Raw genomic sequence first — 23,783 nt, 5'->3', positions numbered from 1 at the left:
GCACCGGAATTGATGAACCGCTACGCTTTTTGGCTGACTGGAAGCCGGAGACGGCGGCACGAATTATCGGCGCATGATCAAATAATCGGCGGAGAAGTCCGATCGAACCGTTTCCCGCGGTCAGCGTCATCATTCCGCACCTAAACGAGCCGGAAAAGCTGGCGGAATGCCTGCGCGCGCTCGATTCGCAGCGTGTTGACGGGATTCCGTTCGAGGTGATCGTCGTCGACAACGGGTCGCGAATCAGCCCGCAGGCCGTCTGCGCGGCATTTGAGGGGGTACGGCTGGCGCGCGAGGATACGCCCGGTCCGGGCCCGGCGCGGAATCACGGGGTAGACCTGAGTCGGGCGGCGATAATCGCGTTCATCGACGCCGATTGCATGGCCGCCGAAGGCTGGATCGCGGGAATCGTAGGGTTTTTCGACGCCAATCCGGACATCGACGTGATCGGCGGCGACATAAAGGTCGCCTGGTCGGATCCTCGCCGGCCCAACGCCGTCGAGGCCTACGAATCCGCCTATTGCTACCGCAACCGTCTCTATGTCGAACGGCACGGCTATGCCGCCACCGGCAACATGGCCGTGCGCGGGGACGTATTCCGGGCGGTCGGGCCGTTCGGCGGCATCGGCACCATGGAAGACACCGAATGGGGACAGCGCGCGACCGCGCAGGGCTATCGCATAGCCTATGCGCCGGACGTGTGCGTGGTCACGCCGTCGTGCCGCTCCTATGCCGAGCTCGTGCGCCGGTACGACCGGCACATCGCGCACGAATTCGGCGAGTGGCCTTCGGGCCCGACGGCCATGGCGAAATGGGTCGCGCGCGCCGGCGTGGTTGCGGTGTCCCCGCTGGTCGAGATTGTGCGGCTGGCCCGCCTCGCCGGGTTGCCGGATTGGCGTGCGCGCGCTCTCGCGTGGGGCGTTGTCGCGCGTCTGCGGCTCTACCGCGCCGGCAGGATGCTCTCGATCGCGTTGCGTAACGATGCGAACGAGGTGGTCGGCCGGTGGAACCGCGGCGATGCCCCCACCGGCAGCAATCCGGTCGAGATGTCCCGGAGGACGTGACCATGCGAGCGGACGTGAGTTCCCGGCGGCTGGCGGTCGTCACCGTGTCTTATAACAGTAGCGATGTGCTGACCGGATACCTCGACTCCCTCTCAGACGGGCTGGCGGGGGTCGACAATTGCGAAATCGTGGTCGCCGACAATGCATCCTCCGACGGCAGCGCGGATGTCGCTGAGGCTCATCCCCTCCGCCCGCGGGTGGTGCGGACCGGAAGAAACGGCGGCTATTCGGCCGGAATCAATGCGGCGGTCGCAACCACGGGCCCCGACAGCGACATCCTGATCCTGAACCCCGATATCCGCCTGCTGCCCGGTACAGCCGCGCGTCTTCTCGACGAACTGGCCGACTCCTCCGTGGGCGTGGCTGTGCCGAAGATCTTCAACGAAGACGGGAGTATCGCCCGGTCCGTGCGGCGCGAGCCCTCGCTCTCGACGATTTGGTCGGATTCCCTGCTCGGGACGAAGATCTCATCGTCGCTCGGCCTCGGCGAGCTCGTCGCGACGCCGGACCTCTATCGTATTGGCGGTGCGATAGACTGGGCCACGGGTGCCGCACTCCTGGTGAGCGCGCGTGCCCGCGCCGCGGTGGGGGCGTGGGACGAGTCGTTCTTTCTCTACAGCGAAGAGGTGGATTATCTGAGGCGCGTGCGCGACCACGGGTTTTCGGTCCGCCTCGTTCCGGACGCCCAATGCGTCCATATCGGCGGTGCCTACCACGAGAACGTGCAGCTCTCCGCGCTGATGACCAGGAACCGTATCCGCTACTTCCGTCGTCACCACGGCCGCCTCGCCACGGCGATGTATCGATCCGGCCTCCTGGTCGAAGGCGGGCTGCGATACGTGCTCGGCCCGGGGCACCGGGCAGCCTTCCACGCGGCGCTGACGACGGTGGCGACGTCGTCGGAACGCCCGGCCGGCGCCGGCGGTTTCGCCCGCCTCGCCGACGAAGGCTCAGGATCCTGAAGTCGCGATCTCCTCGTAGATCTCGCCCATCCGGTCCAGTTTGGCGGGCCACAGCGCCGTCCGCTTGACGTGGTCATAGGCCGCCGCCCCCATGCGGCGCCGGCGGTCGGGATCGGTGGCGAGTGTTCTAACAGCCTCGGCGACGTCGCGGGTCAGCGCCTCCGGGGTCGTGACCGCGAGCCTGATCGCGCAGTCGTCCGTGGTCGCCGCACCCGGTCCGCCACGGTCCACCACGATCAGGGGAAGCGAATAGCCCATGGCCTCGGGCGCGACATTGCCGCCGGGCTCGCGATAGCTCGGAAACACGAAGATATCCGCCTCGCTGTAGAACCGCGCCACCTCGGGCCTTGATTGCCAGCCATGCATCGTGACCCGGTCGCCGAGGTTCAGGTCGGCGATCATGGCTTCGCAGATGCCGCGATCCGGTCCGTCGCCAACGACGTCGAGCCGGACCGGAAGGTCGGTCGTCTCGGCCATCGCACGGATCGCCTCGCGAACGCCCTTGGTCCTGACGAGCCGCCCGACGAACAGGAGCCGGACCGGCCCGGAACGGTCCGATCGGTCGATGGGGGCGGGGATCGACTGAAGGCCCGTCTCGCTCATCGTCTCGAAGCGGCGCAGGGAATAGTCGGCGAGCAGGTCCCGCACATACGGCGCGATCCCGAGAACGCAGGCCGCCTCCTCGTAGGTGCGACGCAGGATCGGGTCCCACCGCCGGCGCGTCGCGTCGAGCCCGCGCAGGCCCATGTACCAGGGCGCCGATGTGTCGGCGGACTCGAAGCCGGCGGGATTGGGCAGGCCGCCGCCGACCGGTCCGATCACGAACGGAATGCCGAGGCCGGCGCACGGGCAGGGGTAGCGCATCGCCACCGGGACCGGCTGATGGGCCACGTCGAAATGGGTTTTCTCCGCCAGGGCGCGGCGGATCCACGCCCGTGCGCGCATATAGAATGGAACGTAGCCGGGCTTCAGGATGCTGTTCAGGCGCTCGGCCCGGCCGAGTCCCGGCGGCTCGCGCCACTCCACGATCTTGAGGCCCTCAAGCTGTTCCGACGCCGGTCTGGCACCGCGCTTGTGGTAGGTCAGCAGCGTCACGTCGTGGCGCTGCGCCAGCCCGTGTGCCCACTGGTAGGCCACCCAGGCTTCGCCGACGTCTTCGCCATTGCAAGTCGGGGCGATGAGCAGGACTTTCATGGGGCTCCGTCGCCGACGTAACGATTACTGCGCCGAACGATCATGCCCGCGGAACGGGATCGGTGCGAAACTGTCCGTTCGCGTTGCCTCGCTCGTCCTGTCTTTCCGGTTCGTGGAGCGGGTCTCCTTGTAGTCCAGCACCCAGAGCCCGCTCCCGATGAGGAAGATGAACAGGGCATAGGATGCATTCCAGAAGTGCACCGTCCAGCCGACCAGGAAATAGCCGGTCATGCAGATCAGGTAGGCCGTGCGATACGCCAGTACCCTGTCCGATAGGCCGGTCTTCAGTGCGACGGAGATGAAGCTGGAGGCGAACACCAGGCCCATCAGCAAGGCTGCCGGAAGGCCGTAGTAGACGGCGTGGGTGAGCCAGAACATATCGATGCTCGGCGGCATCCAGTCGGGCCGCAGCCACTCGCCCAGCCCCGTGCCGAATAGCGGGTTGTGGGCCACCGAATTGGTACCGAATTCCCAGATCAGGATCCGGAAATAGGCCGAAGCCGGATCGAACGAGAAATGCGTGATGTAGAAGGCGGGCACCGACTGGTTCGACACGGCCGAAATCAGCAGCCACATCGCCACGACCCCGAGCAGCAGCAGGCGCCACCGGTAGGGATTGCTTTTGAGAACGGTATCCCAGCCGACGAGCCCGAGTTGCGCGAACGCGGCGGTGATCGGGCCGGCGGACAGGGACAGGAACGCGGCGAAGGCCACCAGGCCGGCCTTGAAGGCACGCTTCACCAGCGGCTGGCCATAGCCGAGAACGAGGAATGCCATCGCGACGGCGCTCGACGCGCAGACACCGTACAGGATGGGGTGTTCGAAAACGCTCTGGACACGCCGTAGCCCCCACCGGGCCTCCGCCTCGCTGATCGGATAGCTCGGCATCACCGATGAGAACAGCTTCATCGCGATGTTCACATGCGTCAGCGTCTCGATGAGCGCGAAGGGAATCAAGGCCACCACGATCCAGAACAGGACCTTGGCCATATTGTAGAAGTCGTCGGGCGTGCGGATCAGGCATCGCGCCAGCAGATAGGCGCCGGCCGTCTCGATGAACAAGATGCCCGATGGTTGCCAGGCGGCCGAGAACCCGTGCAGCACGATCAGGCTGATCGCTCCCCAGCCGCAGTAGAGCAGGACCGCGATGTCGGGGAGCCTTATCGAGCCGGCGCGCCCGCTGATCCACATCATCAGGCAGGGCACGGTGACGATAATCAGAACCAGCCGGTATCCCGACAGGCGCATCGGCCCGATATAGATTTCCCACGGGATCAGCAGGCCGATCAGAAACAGGATGACGAATACAGACAGCGGTTTGCTGGCGGGAGGCGCCAGGCCGGCCGGCCGTGCCCCGCGCGACCAAAGACCGCCAGTGTCTGTCCCCAGCGTGCTGTCGAGCGGCGCGTCGTCGAGAGGCGAAACGCGCGGGAGCCGTCGCTTGGTGAGGGCGGTTGAAGGCGTCATCGATCCGGTCGTCTGTTCGAACTTCGCGACTATACCGGGCCACATCGACGCGCGCTGGTCGCTATAGGGAGAAGCCGGGCGCACAATTGACGTAGTCTCGATCCGGATCACCCGTCGTTTGTACGACCGCGACCCGTCTGCGAGACCGTCCGTTGCTGATCCGGTTTGTCGCTTCTTCTGCCGCAGGGGGAGGGCTGCCCGAAAAATGCCACTCCCTTTGCAAACTTTAAACACGTGGGTCGTCTAGCGTTAACCTTGAAGAGGCAGTGAGGCAGTTATACTGCAATCGGGGACCTTTGCGGGCGGGGAGCAGAGGAAGATCACAAACATGAATGTGGTAACGGGCTCGACCAGCTGGTTGAGAAAGCTTTGCGTCGGGACTTCTCCTGTTGTTTTGTTCACGGGACTATTCCTGGGAGCCCCTCAATCAGCGGTGGCAGCCGAATTGGAACTTGATTGTGCGTCAAGGCCGGCCAAGTGCGGCTATCCCAGCAACAGGAACAGCGGTCTGAAGAAGAAAGTAAGGAGAACGACGGCAGATGGCCGGCGCATCGTAAGAGAGGTGCGGTTCCAGACGATCCCGGATGAGGTGAGAAGCGGTCCCGGGTGGCGCTGGGATTCACGCGGCTTCGTTCAGATCAACGGGGACGAGACGGTATTCAAGAACTTTATCGTAAAGGGCACCGTCGATGTGCTTGCCGACAATGTGGTCATCAAGAATGTCCGCGTGCTCGTCGGCGGAGAATCGTTCGGAATCGCGCTCAGAAGGGCGGACAACACCAAGATCAAGCGCTGTTTCGTCGGTCCGGCGAAAGGCGAGCGCAGGTTGATGGTCGGCATCAAGGATATCTACGGCGATGCGCAGAATACCAAGATCATCCGGTGCAATATATACGGAACGTCGACGGGAATTCAGATCGGCCGCGGCCGAATTGTCAGGAACTTCATCCACGATCTGAGATATGAGTCCGGTGACCATCTGAATGGCATCACGTCCAACGGATCGACCGGCCATCTGCTCGTGAAGCGCAATACGATCTTCAACTCCCATGATCAGACCGATGCGATCGGGCTGTTCCAGGACTTCGGGATCGAGGCAAACAGAACGATCGTCGGCAATCTCGTCGCCGGCGGTGGTTACACCATTTACGGGGGAGAGGGGTCCGGCGACCGATCCTCGTACAATATCAAGATCACGAACAACCGGTTCTCGAATATCTTCTACAACAGGTCGGGCTATTACGGCCATGGAACCGCCTTCAATCGGCGTGGCGACGGCAATGTCTGGTCCGACAATTTCTGGGACCATAACGGCCGCAGCGTCCCGGTCCCGTGAGGCCGTCGGCTACGCGCGGCGCGTAAGCGGCTCGTCGCCATCGCTGCGGTTCCGGATTTCCCCCCTGTGCTGATTATCGGGCGCTCGTTTCCTCCTGGAGGCGAGCGCCCGATGAGTGCGCCGGCTTCGGTGGATTTTGGACCCGCCGGCCTCCCGTCTCGCGCATCCTGGCCCATGTTCGGCCCGTTGCGGGCGCGCAATGGCGTGTTGGCTAAGCCATTCGCCGTCGGTCTTCCGACTTTCGGCGGAACTCACGTTTCCTTGATCGCCTAATTGCAGTGCCGGAATGCCGGGAGAAACGTTGCTTGCGGCGTGTTTCGTGCCCTAACGTCACAGAGTTGAAAGGGAAATCCGCGCCAAAACCGCGTGATTTGCGGAAATCGTGTCCCGGGCTCCTCAAATGGCGAAATCGCCGGAAAACGAGATTGTCGTAAAAGCAGCCGGGGAAGCCCTCGGATCAGCGAAGGGCGCGACAGTGGAGCGGGGACAGGCTTTAGCGAGGTTAAAGAAAACGGTGACAGGCGCGCCTATTCTAGGTGCTCGGTGCGGTTGTGGTTCTCCGCTGCCGCGTGGTGATGTCCCGGTTCGAGAGGGACGGTCAGCGGGAGCCGGCGGTCGTTTGGGAACGCATCGTGGCTCGACCGCCGATCGGATCAGGCCGGACACTGGGCGTTGATGGATGATGGCAAGTGCCGCGGTGCGTCGTGATCTCCCGCTGATAGTGGTGTGCGCAGGAACTTCCTGGGGCGGCATCCGCGGCTCGGATCATCATGTCGCCACCGAACTCACTCGCTACGCCACCGTGCTGTGGGTAGATCCGCCGGTGACGTTTCTCACGCCCGTCCGCCGCCGGCAGGAGGTCGGCGCGGTGCCGTGGCCAAGGCTCCGGCCGGGCATTCCCGGTCTGGTTCGGCTCACGCCAACTGCGATCCCCGGTTATACGCGCCCCGGCATAAATGCCACGACAGGCTTCCTGGTCAGGACGCAGATCCGATGGGCGCTGGACAAGCTCGGCGCCGCGCCCGCCGCCGTCATGGCGTGCTCGCTCGATGACGTGCTGACCGGCTGGGGCCCCGATGTCGTGTGCGTCCTCTACGGCACCGACGACTATGCCGCCGGCGCGGACCTGATGGGCCTGAGCCGTCGCGCGCTCTTGCGCAACGAGAAACGGCAGCTGGACAATGCCGACGTCGTCGTGGCGATCTCGCGGGTCCTGTACGACCGCTGGTCGGAGATGGGCGCGAATGTCCACCTGATCCCGAACGGGGTGCAGGTGGATGCCTATCGGAAGCTGGAGACGGTGTCGCCGGCGCCGGATGTCGCCCTTCCGTCGCCGGTGGCCGGCCTGGTCGGCCATCTCTCCGCGCGGATCGATATCGGCGTGCTCGAGGCCATCGCCGAGTCGGATTGTTCCCTGCTGCTTGTCGGGCCCTACAGCCCGACCTGGGAGCCGGAGCGTTTCGCCGCCCTGATCGCCAAGGACCGCGTGAAATGGGTGGGGCGGCGCCCGTTCGACGAACTCCCTGGCTATCTGCGCCTGATGGACGTCGGCCTGACGCCCTACGCCGACATTCCCTTCAACCGCGCCTCGTTCCCGCTCAAGACCCTGGAATATCTCGCCGCCGGGCTTCCGGTGGTATCCTCGGATCTTCCGGCCACGCAGTGGTTGGCTTCCGATCTGGTGCGCGTGGCAAGCGGACCGGACGAATTCGTTCGCGCCGTGAGGGAAGCGGCCGGCGAGGCGTCGAACGAGGACATGAGCCGCCGCCGCCGCGCGTTTGCCGAGACGCACTCCTGGCAACGGCGAGCCGAGGAGATCGTCGCCGCGATCGGCCTGTCCCCCGCGGTCCAGACGCTGAGGGAAACACATTGAGAATCCTGGTTTTTCCTCATTCGATGGAGATCGGCGGGTCGCAGCTCAATGCGATCGAGCTCGCCGCGTCCGTGCGCGACAGGGGGCACGATGTCGCCATCGTCAGCGGATCAGGCCCGCTGGTGGAGAAAGTCCACGAGTTCGGCGTGGATCACATCCCGCTCCCCGATGAGTGGGGACGTATGTCGCTTCGGACGCATCGTTTCCTAAAGAAGGTCGTGCGCGACCGGGGCATCGACGTCGTTCACGGCTACGAGTGGCCTCCGGCGATGGCGCTGTATTTTGGTCCGCACCTGTTCCAGCGGGTGCCGCTCGTCTGCACGGTCATGTCGATGGCCGTCGCGCATTTCCTGCCAAGGACCATGCCACTGGTGGTGGGGACCGACGACATCAGGAAGACGGCCGCCGCCGGCGGGCATACCGCCGTCACGTTGCTGGAGCCGCCGGTGGACACCGGCGCGAACGCCCCGTCGATCGACGGGGCGGCGTTCCGCGCCACCTATGGTCTGGATCCGGACGCGGTTCTGCTCGTCGTGGTCGGACGCCTCTCGAGCGAACTCAAACGAGAAGGTTTGCTTGCTGCCTGCGACGCGGCCGGCTCCCTGGCCGGGCGGGGGATTCCCGTACAGCTAGCCATCGTCGGGGATGGCCCGGTCAGGGAGGAGGTTGTCGAGCGGGCGCGGATGGCCAATGCGCGTGCCGGGCGACAGGTCGTGGTCCTGACCGGCGCCCTCATGGATCCGCGCGCGGCCTATGCCGCCGCCGACATCGTGCTCGGAATGGGTGGATCGGCCCTGCGCGGCATGGCGTTCGGAAAGCCGCTGGTCGTACAGGGGGAACTCGGGTTCTGGCGGCTGTGCACGCCGCGCACCGTCGACGAATTCCTTGCCGGTGGCTGGTATGGATTGGGGGATCTGGCGTTTCCCGTCGGCGACGACGGGATAGCGGTGGGAGCGGACCGGCTATGTTCGGAACTCGAGCCCATGCTCGCCGATCCGGACCACAGACGCTTGCTCGGGGCGTTCGGCCGCGAACTGGTGGTCGATCGCTTCAGCCTCACGCGGGCCGCGGAGGTTCAGGAACAGGTCTACGCCTCCGCGATCGCCACACGGGATCGTGCCTGGTCGGCGGAGACGGCACGGTCGGCCCACGGCCTGCTTGGCCACTATCTTCGGCGAAAGTCGCGCCATTGGCTCGGCGCCGGGCTGAGTGAGGATTTCAACGCGATCGCCGCCCAGAAGAGGTCCCCGGGCGCCGCATAGCGACAGTGCCGCCGCGCGCACGGCACGCGGGCGCATCGGTCCGGGCAGCGGTCAGATCGCGCAGGGCGTCAGAGCGCCGAGCGCAGGAACCGCGGCAATTTGCGCACCAGGGCATGCTCCGGTCCCAGAATCGACAGCAGCGAACGCAGGCAATAGACGCCGCAGCCGATTGTGGCCGCCGTGCCGATCGCCACCGCCGGAACCGTGGTCAGCATCTCCGTGGCGGCGAACACGATGGCGGTCAGCGCCAGCATCGCCAGGCCCAGGCGGATGTTCTCGCCCGACCAGCGGAAGCCGGCGATTTTCCGGACGATGACGTAGATCAGAACGCTGTGCCAAACGTAGAGGCCGAAAAACGCCATGCCGGCGCCGTCCAACCCGATCGCGCGAACCAGGATATAGGCCAGGCCGACATTGACGGTGGTCGCCGCGACCTCGGTCCAGAAGAAGATCTTCTGGGCGCCGCGCGCCAGCACGATGAAGCCCATCGGCCAGGCGATGATGCGCAGCATCATGCCCAGGCAGATCCAGCGCAGCAGGTCCGAGGCGGGCTGGAAAGCGGCCGTGTAGAAGACGATCATGACCAGCGGCGCGAATGTAAGGGTCGCGAGGACCCCCGGGGCCGCGAGCAGGAGGCTCACGCGCGCCTGCTCGTTGACCAACCGGCCGCACTCCTCGTTGGAATCGGCCACCGCCGTCAGCCTCGGATAGAAATCGACCCCCATCGACTGGAGGATGAAGCTGGCATAGATGCCGCCGAGCACCCACGCCGCCTGATAGAACCCCGCTTCCTCCACCCCTGAATTGTGAAGGACGATAAGCCGGACCAGATAGGCGGCGCCGGCGGTCAGCAGGCCGCTCGCCATGAAGGCGAAGCCGAGCTTAAGCAGCGGTGATGCCTCTTCCGCGATCTCCCAGATGCGCAGGCGCTGGGTCTGTATGCCGACCTTGCGGGCGTACCACCAGGATGTCAGCAGCGTCGCCGCCGCCATCCCCACCAGCGAGGGAACGATACCGTCTTCGCCGAGCCAGTAGACGAGGGGGATCGCGATGACCGCGCTGAAGAACGCCGACAGCACGCCAAGCTTCGCCAGGTCGGCGACCCTTCGCATACCCTGCAGCAGCGCGATCTGGCCGCCCGTCGCGATGCGCAGGCCCACGGCGATGCCGAGCATGGCGACGGCGCCGCTGCGCCACGGTTCGCCGAAGGTCAGATCGGCCAGCGGTTGCGCGGCCAGGGCCAGCAGCACAGCGCCGGCGAGCCCCAGGACGAGCGAAAGCTTGCGGACGACGGATACGGTTCTGGCTATCCCGGTGTCGTCACCCGACGATCGCACGCTTGCGATCTGCCGCACGCCGCTTTCCTGAACGCCCATTCCAGCGGCCGTGAAGCAGAGGTCGGAGAGCGAATTGAAGATGCCGATCAGGCCGACGCCGGCGGGGCCCAGCAGGATCGCCATGGCCTTCGCCCTGATGATGCCGAAGCCGACATTGATCAGCGAGGACGCGCCGATCAGGGCCGTCGACCGGAGGATCTGGCCATAGCTTTCGGCCGCGCTCCCGGATTGTGCGCCCGATGCCGGTGCGTGCGGGCCCGGTGCGCCTGATTCCGGTGCGCGTGATTCGGTGACGGTCATCTACGTGCGCGCCGCCCGAATCGGGACGGGTGGCCCTGCTTTTCCGTGCGTTCGGAACCATGAATCGATATTCGGATTTCGTCCACGACCACCCTCGAGCCACAAACGGCCGCGTCGAATTCCCTTCCGGGAACCGTAGAGGCCGAACCCGGCGCAGATTGCCCCGCCGGACCGGCGCGCGCGACTTGATCATCCGGCCAAAAATCCGGGTTTGCGCTACCCCCTTCGAAATCACGCTATCCGCCGCGCCGGAAACGCGAGCCTGCGCCGCGCCGGAACGCGGCTCGGACAGGCGCGGCGAAACGCTCATTCCTCCAATTGGGTAAGGGGCAGCGTAAATTGGATAATTCACAGGTCAATTGCGTAGGTCCGGCACAGTTTGCGTAATCAATTCTATCAGATGCAGTGACAAAAACCGCCTTGGTATCCTCAAGGGCAGGCGGCGTGTTGAATAAAGTCGGCATATTTCATCGTTGTTATGTATTTGAAGCCGACGAATAAAAGAATAGAGGTCAGTTGTTATACGGGCAGTGGTGTTTTGTAGAGTGGACCATAGGGGCGACCAGTGAGCACGTCGATGAATACGGGGCCGGACACAATTGCGTTCGGCGCGAATCGAACTGGGCGTATTCTTCGGCGGTCTCGACGAAAGCGGTCCTATCCGCTGGCGAAGCGCGCGCTGGATGTCGGTGCCGTGCTGCTGACCGCGCCGATCTCCATACCGATCGTCCTGTCGCTGGCCTTGCTGGTCCGGCGCGACGGCGGAAAGGCGTTCTATCGCCAGGACAGGCTCGGCAAGAACGGCCGGACGTTCAAGCTCTGGAAGCTGCGGACCATGGTCCCGGACGCCGAGCGCTTCCTGGTGGAGTACCTCGAACAGAATCCTGAAGCCGCCCGGGAGTGGCACGAGACACAGAAGCTGCGCCGGGATCCGCGCGTCACGCGTCTCGGCGAGTTCATGCGCAAGCATTCCATCGACGAGCTGCCGCAGCTTTGGAACGTGCTGATCGGCGACATGAGCCTGGTCGGGCCGCGCCCTATGCTGCCGGATCAGGAAGCCCTTTATCCGGGCCACGCCTATTTTCTGATGCGGCCCGGCCTCACCGGACTTTGGCAGATCAGCGCGCGCAACGATGGCACGTTCGCCTCGCGCGCGGCCTATGACGATCGCTATGAGGAGATCAAGTCGCTCCGCGTCGATCTGGCGATCATGCTCTCGACGGTCGGCGTGGTCGTCCGCGGGACCGGCTTGTAGGCCCCCTGTCCCCCAGGATCCCTGATCCCCCAGGCCCCGAGCCCAGGCCCCGGGGATCATCCCGCCGTGACTGCCCCTTCAGACACAGGGGGGGAGCCGCCAGTCTCGTGAGCGCCCTTATCCCCCATGCCCCCGTCGCTCACGGCCTAAACCGTGTGGCGAGCTTCCGCGCGCGCGAAGCGGTCCGTTGTCGATGTGCTTGCTTGCTAATGAGGATGGGGAGCGTGCGCGATGCGCCGGCGCGGCCGCCGAACCGGACTGCCGTGACCGGTGATACGCGGACGTTTTACGACGTTCCGGCCGGGCGGGGCTTGGGAAGCGGGACCGGGCCGCCGGACCTCCGGCCCGACCGCGTTCCGGCGGACGGTGCGTCGGATAGGAGCGAACCGGGTTCCGTCTCGGAGGGCCGGCCCGCAGGCTCGACCTTCACGACGTCGCCGGGTTCCAGGTACGTCGATTCGCTGGCGTGCCGGGTGACAGGTGCGCCGGCCTCATGCCGGACGATCTCGAACACGAGCTCGGCTTCCTCGCTGGTCTCCACCGGCGCCGCGCCGCCGCTGACCTCCATCAGAAGGCTTTCGACCGTGAACTGCCGCGATTTCACCCGGTCCAGCTCCGCGCGCGCGTCTCGCAGTTCCAGCGAAAGGTTGGTTTTCCTCTGGTCCTGGACGTTCAGCTCCTGGCGCCGGTTCTCGCTCTTGTTCTGCCTCACCTTCATCATCTCGGTGTCGTCGACCAGCCGCTCGACCTGCAATCCGGCGACGACCCGTTCCAGATCCGCCTGCCGCGAGAGCGTAGACACCCCTTTCCGGTAGAGCTCGGTCACGCCGTCCAGCTGCTTCTGGGCGAGCGCGATCGAGCGGTCGCCGGCCACGGCCCGCGCCTGCAGCGTGCTCAGCTCCTGATCGTACAGGTCGCTCAGCTCGGATAGCGTTGCCAGCTGTCTGTCGGTCTCGTTCTCGCGCGCCGAAAAGATCAGCGTCTCGATATTGACGATCTGTTCGACCAGCGACCGGTTCGAATTGCCTGTCAGTTGGCGCGGAAACGTGATCTCGGTGGCGTCGGCCAGTTCCGCGTCCAGCCGGGCGATGCGCCCGATCAGGCGGAGTTCGTCGGCGCGCAGGATGTCGAGTTCGCCGGCGAGCGACAGCACGTCGTTGCCCGCGGGCTCGGCGGTACGATACCGCCCGCCGCTGAGCGCGAGCGCCTGCAGCACGGTGAGGCCCGGCCGATACGCGTACTCGCCGGGCTGGTTGACCGACCCGACGACATAGATCGGCGGGTACTCCAAGACTTCGACGGTGACTTCCGGCGCATTGAGGAGCCCGACCTTCTCCTTGAGCGCCAGCGCGACGTGCCCCGCGATATCGGCGCCGCTTCGGTCGGTCACGTCGACCGAGCCGAGGATGGGCAGCGTCAGCGTCATGTCCGGCGAGACGACGAAGGTTCCGCCCAGGGCATCCCAGCGCTGATACTCCGCCTTGCTCGGGTTCCACTGGACGATCGTGACCTGCACCTTGGTGTTGGGGGCAAGCTTGAACGGTTCCGCGATGCCCGGCGCACCACTCGCGGCGAGGACGAAAAGCGCGGCGACGACGGCTTGGCGAATACGAAACGGGAACCTCATCACCGACCTCGATGGTGGACTAGCGGAATGCTGGAATACTGGTCGGAAATAGAAACATTTTCCGCGCGCGGGAGCGGCGCCTCAATTCGTCCGAGGGCGCACGCGCAATGGGCTTGCGGTCTCGCCACTTGGCTAGCCCCTTCCCCAAAAGGCGGAGGACGCGGATGGCGGCTCGAACCTATGTCGTGGTTTTCTTCGCATTAGGTGTCGGCGAAGATCAAATTACCCAATCCGGCAAGCGACCCAATCCGGCCGGCGTCGGTTTAGGTTGGGCACGGCGCGTGTCCGCAGTCGCGGTATCTGCCGGCGCAGGAACAGCGGGCTGCTCCCGCAAGTAGATCGGATCCATGGGCCAGATCGACCTTCAGTTCTACACTTGGATGTTTTTCCGACGTCTGCCGTTCTTCATCGTGATGACGGTGATAGGCGGGGTCATCGGCGTGATCGTGGCGCTCTCCTTGACGCCGACTTACATGGCGGTCGCCAAGATCCTGATCGAATCGCCGCGTCTTTCCTCGGATGTGGCGCGTTCCGTCGTGCCGACGGACACCATGGAGCAGCTGCAGGTGATGGAGCAGCGCCTGACCACGCGAGACAGCCTGCTCTCCATGGCGCGTTCGCTCGACATCTATCCCGATGTCATGGCCTTGAATGAATCCTCCATCGCCGCCGACATGCGAAGCCGCACCAGTCTCCAGCCGCTCTATTCCAATTCGCAGTGGGGCCGCAGCGGCGCCTTGATCTTCGCCGTGTCCTTCGAGGCCAGCAATCCGGTTCTCGCCGCGCGCGTGGCTAATGCCTATGCCGCGAAGATTCTCGAAGGGGACGCGAAGCTGCGCAAGGAGCGGGCGACCGACGCGCTGGAATTCATTCGTCAGGACGTCGATCGCCTGTCCACCGACCTGTCCAACGCCGAGGCCCGGATCTCGACCTTCACCAACGATCACAGGGACGCCCTGCCGGACAGCCTGGAGTTCCGCCGCGCCCAGCTTGCGAGCCAGCAGGAACGGTTGTTGCAGATCCAGCGGGAAGCGGAGTCCTTGCGAAATCGGCGGCTCACCCTGAAGCAGATCTACGCGCATTCGAGCGGCTCGGGGGTCGACGGGCTCACCACGCCGGAAGACCAGATGATCGCCGACCTGCGGCGGGCGCTGACCGAGCAGCGCGCCATCTTCGCCGAGGACAGCCCGAATATCATCGCGCTGCGCCAGCGCATCCAATCGCTCGAGGCCGAGGCGCAGGCCAATCGCAGCGCGGCGGCGCAAGACGCCGATCCGGTCGGCATGCCCGCCGAGCTGCAGCTCCAGCTTGTCGATATCGACAATCAGCTCAAGTTCCTCGCAACCGAAAAGGACTCGATCACGCGGAGCCTGGCCGACCTCGACCGGACGATCAGCGCGACGGTCGAAAACGAGACGGAACTCAAGCGGCTGCAGCGGGACTACGAGACCATCCAGTCCCAGTACAACGACGCCCAGACGCGACTGGCCGATGCCACGGTCGGTGCGCGGATCGCTCAGCAGTCCATCGGCGAGAAGCTGACCCTGATCGAGCCTGCCGTGGCGCCGGACAGGCCCTATGGCCCGAGGCGGCGCTATGTCGCGGCCGGCGGCGCGGCCGGCGGTTTCTTCCTCGGCCTGGCCGTGGTGCTGCTCCTGGAATTCTGGCGGGCGGCCATCTATCGCCCGACCGATATCGGTCGTGTCTTCAAGGGCGAGCCGCTCGTCGCGGTGCCCTACATTCGCAGCCCGACGGAGCCGCCGCGCAGGAAGCTTGCGGCCGGTCTGTTGCCCGCCGTCGCGGTCCTGATCGGCCTGCAGGGGCTTCCGTTGGCCGAGCGGGCCGACACGCCGGTACATGACACGCCCGGACAGGTGATCCCGGTGGCGCAGCAGGGCGCCGTTGGAACCGCAGTCGAATAGAGCAGGGGGCCGGACAATCGACATGGAACACGTTCGCGGCATTGCACCGTTGCAGATTGCGGAACCGGGCGAGCTCGGGACGGTGCACGGTCGCGCTGGTCCCGCGAAATGGCCCGGCCTGAGGCCGTTCAAGCCCGATTTCTCCGCGCTTCGGGACAATAGGATAGTGACCGGATCGCGCTTCGAGCCTGCGAACGCGGCATTCGAGGTTCTGCGCACCAAGGTCTTGCGCCTGATGCGCGAATATGGCTGGCGGTCGATCATCGTCACGTCGCCCACAGCGGGCTGCGGCAAATCGGTGGTGACGATCAATCTCGCCTTCAGCATGGCGAGAATGGCGGATCGCCATGTCGCCTTGCTCGATCTCGACCTGCGTCGCCCCAGCATGGCGAAATATCTCAAGCTCGAGGCGCCGGTTCCGATGGAAAAATTCCTCTCCGGCTCCGCGACCGTGCAGGACATATTCGTGTCCTGGCAGGATGCCTTGGCGATCGCCGCGACCGAGAGCATGGTCGCCGATCCGACGGGACTGCTACAGAGCCCGTCCGCGCGCGCCGCGATCGCCAGGGTTCACGAGGAACTGCAACCCGACGTGATCGTGTGCGACATGCCGCCTGTGTTCGACAGCGGAGACGTTCTCGCCTTCGCGTCGAATGTCGATTGTGTGCTTCTGGTCGCCGCGGCAGGGAAGACCAAGGTCTCCGAGATCGAGGCCTGCGAGCGGGAGCTGGCGGCCTTCACCAACGTTCTCGGCGTCGTTCTCAACAAGTGCGAATACATGGCGCACAAGGGCGGCTACTAGCCGGCGCTGCGGGTCTCGCTAGTCCGGGATGTTGCCGACGATGCGCGCCGGGCAGCCCCAGGCCGACTTGCGCCCGGGGATGTCGCCGTTGACGAACGACATCGCTCCGATGACCGCGCAGTCGCCGATCGTCACGCCCATGGCGATGACGGTGTTCGGCCCGATATAGACCCCGTCTCCGATGACGGTCGGCGCATAGTCGACCGGATCGCGGCCAAGGCTCACCGAGCGCCGGACCGTGTTGTGGGTGTAGATCTGAACGCCCGCGGATATCGAGCAGTGGCTGCCGATAGTCAGCCCCATGCCGGAGCCGTCCAGGATGACGTTCGGGCCGATCCACGTATGCGCGCCGACCCGGACGTCGCCCAGGATCAGCACGTTGTCGTAGCAGGAGCTTCCCTCACCGAACCCGTATTCGCGGGCGTTCTCCCAACGGTCGGTCACAAGGTCGCCAAAGGACACGCGCCTCTTGTAGTCTTTCAGCTTTTCCGTCTGGAGCTGTTTCTGGGTAGCGCTTAGCAAACGAGCGGATTGTTTGGTGTCGTCCGGGTCGCCTTGGTCTGACATCGCGAATAGTCCACTCGGATACAGGTCCGGTTTCAGGCTAGTTGGCCCGCCGGAGGATAACAACACGCCGCCGCGTGCGCCGCGGGTGCGCGCAGGGGCCCTGCGTCGCTTACGGCGCGCGACGGCGGATTGCGCGGAGGATCGCAGGGTGGGCCCGAAGGCCCAGACGCCAAAGGCCCGGAACGCCCAGGCGCCGGTGTCAGTGTATGGTGCCGCGCGGCATGCCGGGGCGTGCGCCGTCTGTCGCAGCCGGGTGAGACCCCGCGAAGGGAACCGACAATATCTCGTTCCCGTCAGCGTCGGCGACGGTGATGGTCCGGACGACGAATCCTTCGCCGTGCCAACCGTCCTCGGACGCGACGGCAAGGATCAGGTCCCGGCAGTAGTCGGCGATGTGTTCGTCATCGGGCAGAACAACGCCGTCGTCGTCCCGGATTTCGGTGTCGTCATCGGAAACGTGGAAGTAGTAGCGTTTCAATTTCCTTATCTCCACTATTGCCCCCAATGGGAGATTGCCAATTACAGTGATAGATGAAACCGCTGTGCTTGCAACGGCTTAATCCGCGCTCCCGGATCCCTCTGCGAGTACACAGGCGTAGCCAGGATTGCTGGATAGCGTATTAAATAACGTATTAATAAAGCCGAAATGAGGTATGGGCCTCCAAATGGAGGCTAAGTTTCGAGCCTTAAAATCACCCTGGGGAAGTATAGAGCTGTCCGCGGACGAGTTGTTCGTCTGCAGATAGTGCAGGGGACGGCGTCGCAACCTGTTCGGGCACGAAGCCCGCCTGTTCGGTTTCCGGCCGTTGGCATCCCCGCGCAGCGGGGCCGGCCACGCCCGCCCGCACGACGCCCGGCGGGGCGAGTTCGGGAATTCGATTGCCTGGATGCCGCGCCCGGCATCCGCGCATAGAGGGATGCCGGGTGCGCTATCAAACAAATGGCCGGACGCTCAAGGAGCGTCCGGCCGGAATCGACTTCAGCTGGATGCTAGCGCCTAGTCCACCGTTTCAGGTTCCGGTAAACCGCGCGGTTGATGCGCGTGCCGTGGTTGTTCGAGCTGTAGGGCGGGCCGTTATAGGTGCCGTAGGCGTGGATCGCCATGGAGCACTGGCCGCAGCCGCTCAAGCGGTGATAGACCGGCGATCCGCTCATGCCGCCGGTGGTGTCGTTCTTGTAGAACACACGGCGCTTCTGGACGACCTTGACCCGACCCTTGCTGAACCACATCGTCAACGGCTTGTCGCCGGGGAAACCGGTGATTTTCACTCTCCGCTTCAGCGCGTTTCCGTTGGACGTCCAGTAATAACCGAATTGGCCCACCGTCTTGCCGATATTGCAGTCGAGCTTGATCGCGCCGTAATCGTAGTCGTCCCGGCCGCTGTTCGCCCAGCCGTTGACGGTGTACAGGTTTGTGGCGTTGCAGCTGCCATAGGGGGCCGAGGATCCGGTATACCCGGGCGTAATTTCGTAGCTCGACGTCGAGTAGAAGGAGCCGCCGTTCCCCTCGTGGACACAATGCCCCGCCGTGGCCACGGTGTTCTTGTTGATCATCCAGCCCGTGCAGCGCGCACCGCCGCTAGACGTCGAGAACGTGATCAGCACGACCGCGCGGAAGGGAAATTGCGTGGTGTTGGAGACCGGCCGGCGCGTGTCCCGGCCGATGATCGATTCCGTGCCGACCGGAGCGGTCATCGGCTTGAGCGTCGCCAGCCATTCCAGTTTCTCGGCCGACATTTCGCCGACCTTGTTGCTTGCCAGGGCGTTTTCGATCGCCTGCTCGGACAGGGTCTGGCCCGTGCCCTCATTGGAGCGTGATACGCGGCTTCGGCCTATGCTGATCGGAGCGGCCTCCTCGCCGTTGCTCGCCACGGGGGTGTTCGGTCCCGCCGCTTCCGCCGCCAGCGGAAAGCTGGCGAGCATCGCCCCCAGGATCAATGCGTACTTCTTAAAATTCATATTCCTCGACCTCGCTTCGGTTTCGGCTAGATGATCTGTCCGCAGACATTCCGGCTTTGCCCCGGTTCGGTCCGTTCGTCCAGCCCCTCTGGCACGGGCGGCCCTTGTAGTGCTGGATTCAAGGCGCCGTATTCAAGGCTATGAAGCCGGCACCACGGTCCAAGGCCAACATGCCATTGGGGAGCATGCCCCTATTCTTATGCGCTGGCGATACTCTCCATTTGACCGAGCGGGTTCAAAGGTCGTGTCGATGATCCCGCCTTGCCGACCGTCTCTCGCTCCGGTTCCGCGCGGGAAGGAGCCGCGATGGTTGCAATGTGCGGCGATTTCGAATGGCCGCGCCCCAGTTTCGACAGGAGAAATGGCGGTTCTGAGCCGGCGCCGCGATCCTGAAAACAGCGCGTACAAGGCGCTGCCGTCGATAACGTGGGGCAGGCGGTCTGCCCCATCCTGGCCCGGCAGGAGGCCAGGGGAGGCGGGCTAGGGGCGCAAGATATCTGTGGATAACAAGTGGAAAGTAAGTGGAAAACAGGCTGTGTATGCCGCAGGGGCTCCATCAGCTCGCCATCAGGTAGATGGAGTCGTGGGGCGCCGCCGGCGGCACACGAGGGCTGTCCGGCGGATCGAGGGGGCCGTTCTCCCGTCGATCCGCTGGTGTGTCTCAGCCTTCCTTCGCGAATAATCCGATGGGCATGACCGCGGGGAGCGGCCTATTTCATCTGGGACCGCCGGGGTCTCAGATGGATTTCGGTCGCGGCCCGTAGAGTCCAAGCCCGTTCTTTCCGGGCCAGGTCTCCGTGACCGTTCGTCCGGACGGGCGCTCCCGCCCGTCAGGCACCGGCTTTCGAGCCGCGTGAGGCGGACCCGCCCGCGCTCTCCTCGAGCATCGTCTGGTAGAGATAGGCCACCTGCGTGCGATTGGTCGCGCGCAGCTTCCGCATGATGTTGCGGATGTGGACCTTGACCGTGCTCTCGCGCATGTTCAGCTCGTAGGCGATGATCTTGTTCGCCTTGCCTTCGCGCAGCTTTTCGATAACGGCGAACTGCCGATCGGTGAACATCGCATGCGGCGAATGCTCGGATGCGTCCGCGCCGCTTTTCGCCATGTTCCGCGACGCAATGAGAGCGCTTGCCGGCACATACGTACCGCCGGCCAGGACCAGGTGCAGCGCCTCGATCGCCACTTCAAGCGAAACGCTCGATGGGACGAAGCCCTTGACGCCCGCGTCGAGGGCGTCGAGCACCTGCGCCGGATCCTCCTCGTCGGCCACGATGATGACCGGAGGGACCGCATCGCTGTCGGAAAACACAGCTTTCGTGTTCTCCATTTCCGTGCGGACTTCGGCCGCTAGCGGAAGGTACAGGAATATCGCCGAAGGCTGTGGCCGGTTGTCAGCCAGCCGGTTCCACTCGGCGATGTTCGGGATGGCCAAAATCCGCTCCCGCACGGAAGAGAGGCGAAAACATTCTTCAAAACACTGACGAACGAGCTTTCTGGGCTCCACAAAGAGGACAGGCCCCTCTGTCAATACATCCGTTTCTGCTTGGTTGCCGTAATGATTTTGCTTCAGGAGTCCTTCGTCCCTGAGTTCCATATCCACTGGATTCCCCTCATATGCCCACCGGTCTATCTCCACAGTCCGCCATCCGGCACACGCAAAAGCTGTCGTTTGCAAGCCAGCACTATTACCAGTACCCGTGAGAGGCCTCTTTGGAACCTTAGCACTAAAGGTGCTTAGGCAGCATACGAAATTTCTTAAAATGCGGTTAAATTATCGGCTAAAATCACCGCCAAAAGGGTTAGATACCCGGATACCTCGAACGAGGTTCCCGGCTAGTCCGAATGTGCGCGAGGTATCAAAATCGCAAACGGAAGGCTCCGCTCGGCGTCCATGCCTTCGGGACCGACGAAGTGCCGAGCCGCGAAGCCTCCCGAAGTGCCAAACCTGCCCAAATTGAGGTCACGCGCGACTGGTTTATAGCCAATGGGCTGATGCCGAAGCGTCAGGGCAGAAACTGCAGATTTCTAAACGGTACGACAAGGATCGTACGGCCTTCCTCGTTGACGATCTCGAAAGACCGACCGTCCGTGAGTTCGGCCTTCCATTCCTCCTCGGCAAGAACTTCCCTGGCCACCTTCAGCAACCGTTCCTCCAGGTCGGGAATGTCCGGCAGTTCGACACCTTCCACGTCCGTGACAAGCAGGCCGTCGTCGCGAATGTGAAAGAAGTAACGGGGCATCGGATAGCGCTCCGTCGAGCCTGTTTAGCCAGGTATTTAATTGCCTGTTCCATACTTTGATTCCCTGTTCCAGCAAATCGGCACGAGAACAGGGGCACAGCGAGCGCGCAGCGAACTGCGTAGAGTAGTACGACGATTGAGTAATTGGATTCCGCGCCGGGATGTGGGTGGTTTTCGTCCAAGTCGCCCGCTGTCGGGGGCCTCCGGCGCGTTTCCGCACGGGGCCTGCGGCTTGGGCCGGGCGGGCCCGCAATCCCATTCCGACTAATCCGATAAAATTTCTCCGAAGCGATTAACCTTTACAGAAGGTAATCCCGGGTGGAGCCGGTCGAATAACTATTCAGCGGATAGTGGATCGGGTATCTAAAGACGCGGAACGAGGCGTCATACAGTTCCAAGACAAAATAGATGCGGTTAAACGACGTGTTCGGAAGAATTGTCGTGCCGGAACTATTTGATTCGCGGAAAGTACAGGGGCATATGCGCAAGATGCTTGGTCAGTTGCGTGACCCGGGCAAGCATAAGAAAGGCGCGGCCAAGTCTGCGTCGGCCGGGAGGCCCGACCCGTCCCGGAAGAAAGGTAAGCCGGAGAACCGCCGGAAACCGCGGTAAGGTGCCGTGTCAGAAACTGGTCGTAAGGCTCGCTGTGGTGCGGAGTTTTACCGTAAGGCTTATTGCAGCTGCGAAGAACTGCCCATTAGGTCTATGGCAGATTGCGAAAAGCACTGATCTCCTCCGAATTCCCAAGACGCAAATTCGCGGAACCGGTCGTATTCACTAAGAAGCGGTCCCTCGCACGGGCCGCCTTACTGGTTTGGAGTGATTATGGAGCCGGCATTCACCGTTCTGCCAGACGAGACGTCTAGTGCCGCCGACGAGGAATTCAGAGCCAGCGCAGCGGAACGGTCCGATTCAAGTGCATCCGGTTCAGCGTTTCCCGAAGTCCGGCTTTTTCGCATCCCCCAGCGTCGCGACCGGAAGGGGCAACCCCGCGAGGCTTGGCGCCGGCACCTGCTCGCCGAAGCCGGGGTGGACATAGATCTCGTCGAGGAGAACAGGTCGGTATCGGCCCAGCCCGGCACGATCCACGGCCTCCATTTCCAGAAGGCGCCGCGCTCCCAGGACAAGTTCGTTCGCGTTGCGCGCGGCTCGATATTCGACGTCGCCGTCGACATTCGGCCCGGCTCGCCGACATTCGGTCGCCATGTCTCGACGGTCCTGACGGCCGAGGGTGGCGAGGCCCTCGTCATTCCGGCCGGCTTCGCTCATGGATACTGCACGCTCGAAGCCCATACGGAGGTCGTGTACGCGACCTCCGACTACTATTCGGCCGATCACGCCGCCGGCATCGCGTTCGACGACCCGGAGCTCGCGATCGACTGGCCGTTGGCCGGGCGTAAGCCGATTGTCTCGGACAAGGATCGCGCGTTGCCCGCGCTGCGTCACGTACGGTTGACCGAAACGCGGATGTTCGGCAAGGCGCGAGCGGCGCAATCGTCCATGCGGGTGCTGGTAACCGGCGGCGCCGGCTTCATTGGCAGCGCCGTCGTGCGCCATCTGATCGCACGCAGCCGGCACACGGTGCTCAATCTCGACAGGCTGAGCTCGGCGGCATCGGCCGCGACGCTGGAATCGGTATTTGATGATCCGCGGTATGAGTTGCGGATCGGCGACGTCTGCGACACGCGTCTGCTCGAGTCCGTGTTCCAGGAGTTCAGGCCGCACTGCGTCATCCATCTCGCCGCGGAGACCAGGACCGACCGGCCGTTCGCGGAATCCGAGGCGTTCCTCAGAACGAACACCATCGGCACGCTGCGCCTGTTGCAGGCCGCGACCGCCTATTTCGAGAAACTGGATCCGGCGGCCCGCGCCCGCTTCCGCTTCCTGCACGTGTCGACCGACGAAGTGTTCGGCGCCCGCGACGCCCGCGATCCCGCGTTCTCCGGTGCCGCGCGCTACGACCCCCTGTCGCCCTATCTGGCCAGTCGGGCCGCCGGCGATCATGTCGTGCGCGCCTGGGGGCACACCTATGGCCTTCCGGTACTGGTGACCACGTGCAGCAATATTTTCGGCCCGTATCAAGCCCTCGAGGACCTGATCCCCCGGGCGATCGTCGGTGTGGCGACCGGTCAGCATCTGCCGGACCTCGTCGGAAACGACAGCGTTCGCGATTGGCTGTTCGTCGAGGATCTCGCCGAGGCGCTTGTGACGGTGGCCGAGCGCGGGCAGATCGGCAGCCCCTATCTCATCGGCGGAAGCGTGCATCGCAGCGATCGCCAGGTCGCCGCCGCGATCGCCGATCTGGTCGAGGATCACGTGGGTCCATTGTCGGACGGCCGCCGCCGCCGCGATCTGATCGCGGGGACCGATGAGGCGTCTTCCGAGGACTATCGCTATTGCCTGGTGGAGCAATCGGGGGGCGAGAAGGACCTGGGCTGGCATCCCGCGCACAGCTTCGAGGCAGGCCTGAGAGAGACGGTCACCTGGTATCTCGAGAACGAGGGCTGGTGGCGCCCGTTGGTGCGGCCCGTCGGCACGAACGGCTTCAAGGCCCATCCCGTTGCCTCCGAGGTCGCGCGGCTGTGAACGCGATCGCGGTGGATCGATCGCCGGGG

The 23,783-nt window shown here is 64.2% G+C and carries 18 protein-coding genes; 9 read left to right on the top strand and 9 right to left on the bottom strand.

Annotated elements, in window-relative coordinates; all coding sequences use genetic code 11:
- Window positions 1-101 precede the first annotated feature (101 nt).
- Both MUB46_RS04270 and MUB46_RS04265 read left to right on the top strand, forming a co-directional pair.
- Window positions 102-1,064 carry a glycosyltransferase family 2 protein gene (locus MUB46_RS04270; RefSeq protein ID WP_261614997.1) on the top strand — a complete coding sequence of 321 codons (963 nt, stop codon included), beginning with the start codon at window positions 102-104 and terminating at the stop codon, window positions 1,062-1,064.
- Between the two features lie 2 nt (window positions 1,065-1,066).
- Window positions 1,067-2,026, top strand: coding sequence for a glycosyltransferase family 2 protein (locus MUB46_RS04265; RefSeq protein ID WP_261614638.1), 960 nt, complete (start codon window positions 1,067-1,069; stop codon window positions 2,024-2,026).
- Here the strand turns inward: MUB46_RS04265 and MUB46_RS04260 are convergent.
- Window positions 2,015-3,220 (bottom strand): glycosyltransferase family 4 protein, encoded by a 1,206-nt coding sequence (locus tag MUB46_RS04260; protein ID WP_261614637.1) that lies wholly within the window; start codon window positions 3,218-3,220, stop codon window positions 2,015-2,017. The genes MUB46_RS04265 and MUB46_RS04260 overlap by 12 nt on opposite strands.
- Before the next feature lie 24 nt (window positions 3,221-3,244).
- Window positions 3,245-4,687, bottom strand: coding sequence for an O-antigen ligase family protein (locus tag MUB46_RS04255; protein ID WP_261614636.1), 1,443 nt, complete (start codon window positions 4,685-4,687; stop codon window positions 3,245-3,247).
- A 328-nt stretch (window positions 4,688-5,015) separates the two neighbouring features.
- Here MUB46_RS04255 and MUB46_RS04250 point away from each other — a divergent pair, with 328 nt between their 5' ends.
- From MUB46_RS04250 to MUB46_RS04240, 3 genes are all read left to right on the top strand, one after another.
- Window positions 5,016-6,023, top strand: coding sequence for a right-handed parallel beta-helix repeat-containing protein (locus MUB46_RS04250; protein WP_261614635.1), 1,008 nt, complete (start codon window positions 5,016-5,018; stop codon window positions 6,021-6,023).
- A gap of 679 nt (window positions 6,024-6,702) precedes the next feature.
- Window positions 6,703-7,896: a glycosyltransferase gene (locus MUB46_RS04245; protein WP_261614634.1), complete on the top strand. Its 1,194-nt coding sequence runs from the start codon at window positions 6,703-6,705 to the stop codon at window positions 7,894-7,896.
- Window positions 7,893-9,158 (top strand): glycosyltransferase family 4 protein, encoded by a 1,266-nt coding sequence (locus MUB46_RS04240; RefSeq protein WP_261614633.1) that lies wholly within the window; start codon window positions 7,893-7,895, stop codon window positions 9,156-9,158. Before MUB46_RS04245 ends, MUB46_RS04240 begins: the two co-directional genes overlap by 4 nt.
- A 68-nt stretch (window positions 9,159-9,226) precedes the next feature.
- On the opposite strand, the gene MUB46_RS04235 is transcribed toward MUB46_RS04240, so the two are convergent.
- Complete coding sequence (locus tag MUB46_RS04235) at window positions 9,227-10,795, bottom strand: O-antigen translocase (protein ID WP_261614632.1); 1,569 nt, start codon at window positions 10,793-10,795, stop codon at window positions 9,227-9,229.
- Window positions 10,796-11,372: 577 nt separating this feature from the next.
- On the opposite strand from MUB46_RS04235, the gene MUB46_RS04230 reads away from it, so the two are divergent.
- Window positions 11,373-12,050 carry a sugar transferase gene (locus tag MUB46_RS04230; protein WP_261614996.1) on the top strand — a complete coding sequence of 226 codons (678 nt, stop codon included), beginning with the start codon at window positions 11,373-11,375 and terminating at the stop codon, window positions 12,048-12,050.
- A gap of 286 nt (window positions 12,051-12,336) precedes the next feature.
- Here the strand turns inward: MUB46_RS04230 and MUB46_RS04225 are convergent, their stop codons facing one another.
- The gene (locus MUB46_RS04225; RefSeq protein WP_261614631.1) at window positions 12,337-13,677 is read right to left on the bottom strand and encodes an SLBB domain-containing protein; all 1,341 of its coding nucleotides are present in this window, start codon (window positions 13,675-13,677) and stop codon (window positions 12,337-12,339) included.
- 347 nt (window positions 13,678-14,024) lie between these two features.
- On the opposite strand from MUB46_RS04225, the gene MUB46_RS04220 reads away from it, so the two are divergent.
- On the top strand, window positions 14,025-15,599 hold the full coding sequence (locus MUB46_RS04220; protein WP_261614630.1) for a GumC family protein: 1,575 nt from the start codon (window positions 14,025-14,027) through the stop codon (window positions 15,597-15,599).
- A gap of 22 nt (window positions 15,600-15,621) precedes the next feature.
- A complete protein-coding gene (locus MUB46_RS04215; protein WP_261614629.1) occupies window positions 15,622-16,401 on the top strand; it encodes a CpsD/CapB family tyrosine-protein kinase in 780 nt (259 codons plus the stop codon).
- Between the two features lie 18 nt (window positions 16,402-16,419).
- Here MUB46_RS04215 and MUB46_RS04210 read toward each other — a convergent pair whose 3' ends face one another.
- The 5 genes from MUB46_RS04210 to MUB46_RS04190 all read right to left on the bottom strand — a co-directional run bounded on the left by MUB46_RS04210 (window position 16,420) and on the right by MUB46_RS04190 (window position 21,168).
- The gene (locus tag MUB46_RS04210; RefSeq protein ID WP_261614628.1) at window positions 16,420-16,845 is read right to left on the bottom strand and encodes an acyltransferase; all 426 of its coding nucleotides are present in this window, start codon (window positions 16,843-16,845) and stop codon (window positions 16,420-16,422) included.
- A 322-nt stretch (window positions 16,846-17,167) separates the two neighbouring features.
- On the bottom strand, window positions 17,168-17,446 hold the full coding sequence (locus MUB46_RS04205; RefSeq protein ID WP_261614627.1) for a DUF6894 family protein: 279 nt from the start codon (window positions 17,444-17,446) through the stop codon (window positions 17,168-17,170).
- Between the two features lie 512 nt (window positions 17,447-17,958).
- Complete coding sequence (locus tag MUB46_RS04200) at window positions 17,959-18,927, bottom strand: trypsin-like serine peptidase (RefSeq protein WP_261614626.1); 969 nt, start codon at window positions 18,925-18,927, stop codon at window positions 17,959-17,961.
- 830 nt (window positions 18,928-19,757) lie between these two features.
- Window positions 19,758-20,522, bottom strand: a complete 765-nt coding sequence (locus tag MUB46_RS04195; protein WP_261614625.1) for a response regulator transcription factor — start codon at window positions 20,520-20,522, stop codon at window positions 19,758-19,760.
- A 409-nt stretch (window positions 20,523-20,931) separates the two neighbouring features.
- The gene (locus tag MUB46_RS04190; RefSeq protein WP_261614624.1) at window positions 20,932-21,168 is read right to left on the bottom strand and encodes a DUF6894 family protein; all 237 of its coding nucleotides are present in this window, start codon (window positions 21,166-21,168) and stop codon (window positions 20,932-20,934) included.
- Window positions 21,169-21,993: 825 nt separating this feature from the next.
- Between MUB46_RS04190 and rfbC the strand changes: the two genes are divergently transcribed.
- Window positions 21,994-23,754, top strand: a complete 1,761-nt coding sequence (rfbC, locus tag MUB46_RS04185) for a dTDP-4-dehydrorhamnose 3,5-epimerase (RefSeq protein ID WP_261614623.1) — start codon at window positions 21,994-21,996, stop codon at window positions 23,752-23,754.
- The last annotated feature ends 29 nt before the right edge of the window (window positions 23,755-23,783 follow it).

This window comes from Microbaculum marinisediminis (assembly GCF_025397915.1).
GTDB lineage: Bacteria > Pseudomonadota > Alphaproteobacteria > Rhizobiales > Tepidamorphaceae > Microbaculum > Microbaculum marinisediminis.
This window is presented reverse-complemented; position numbering and strand designations above follow the sequence as displayed.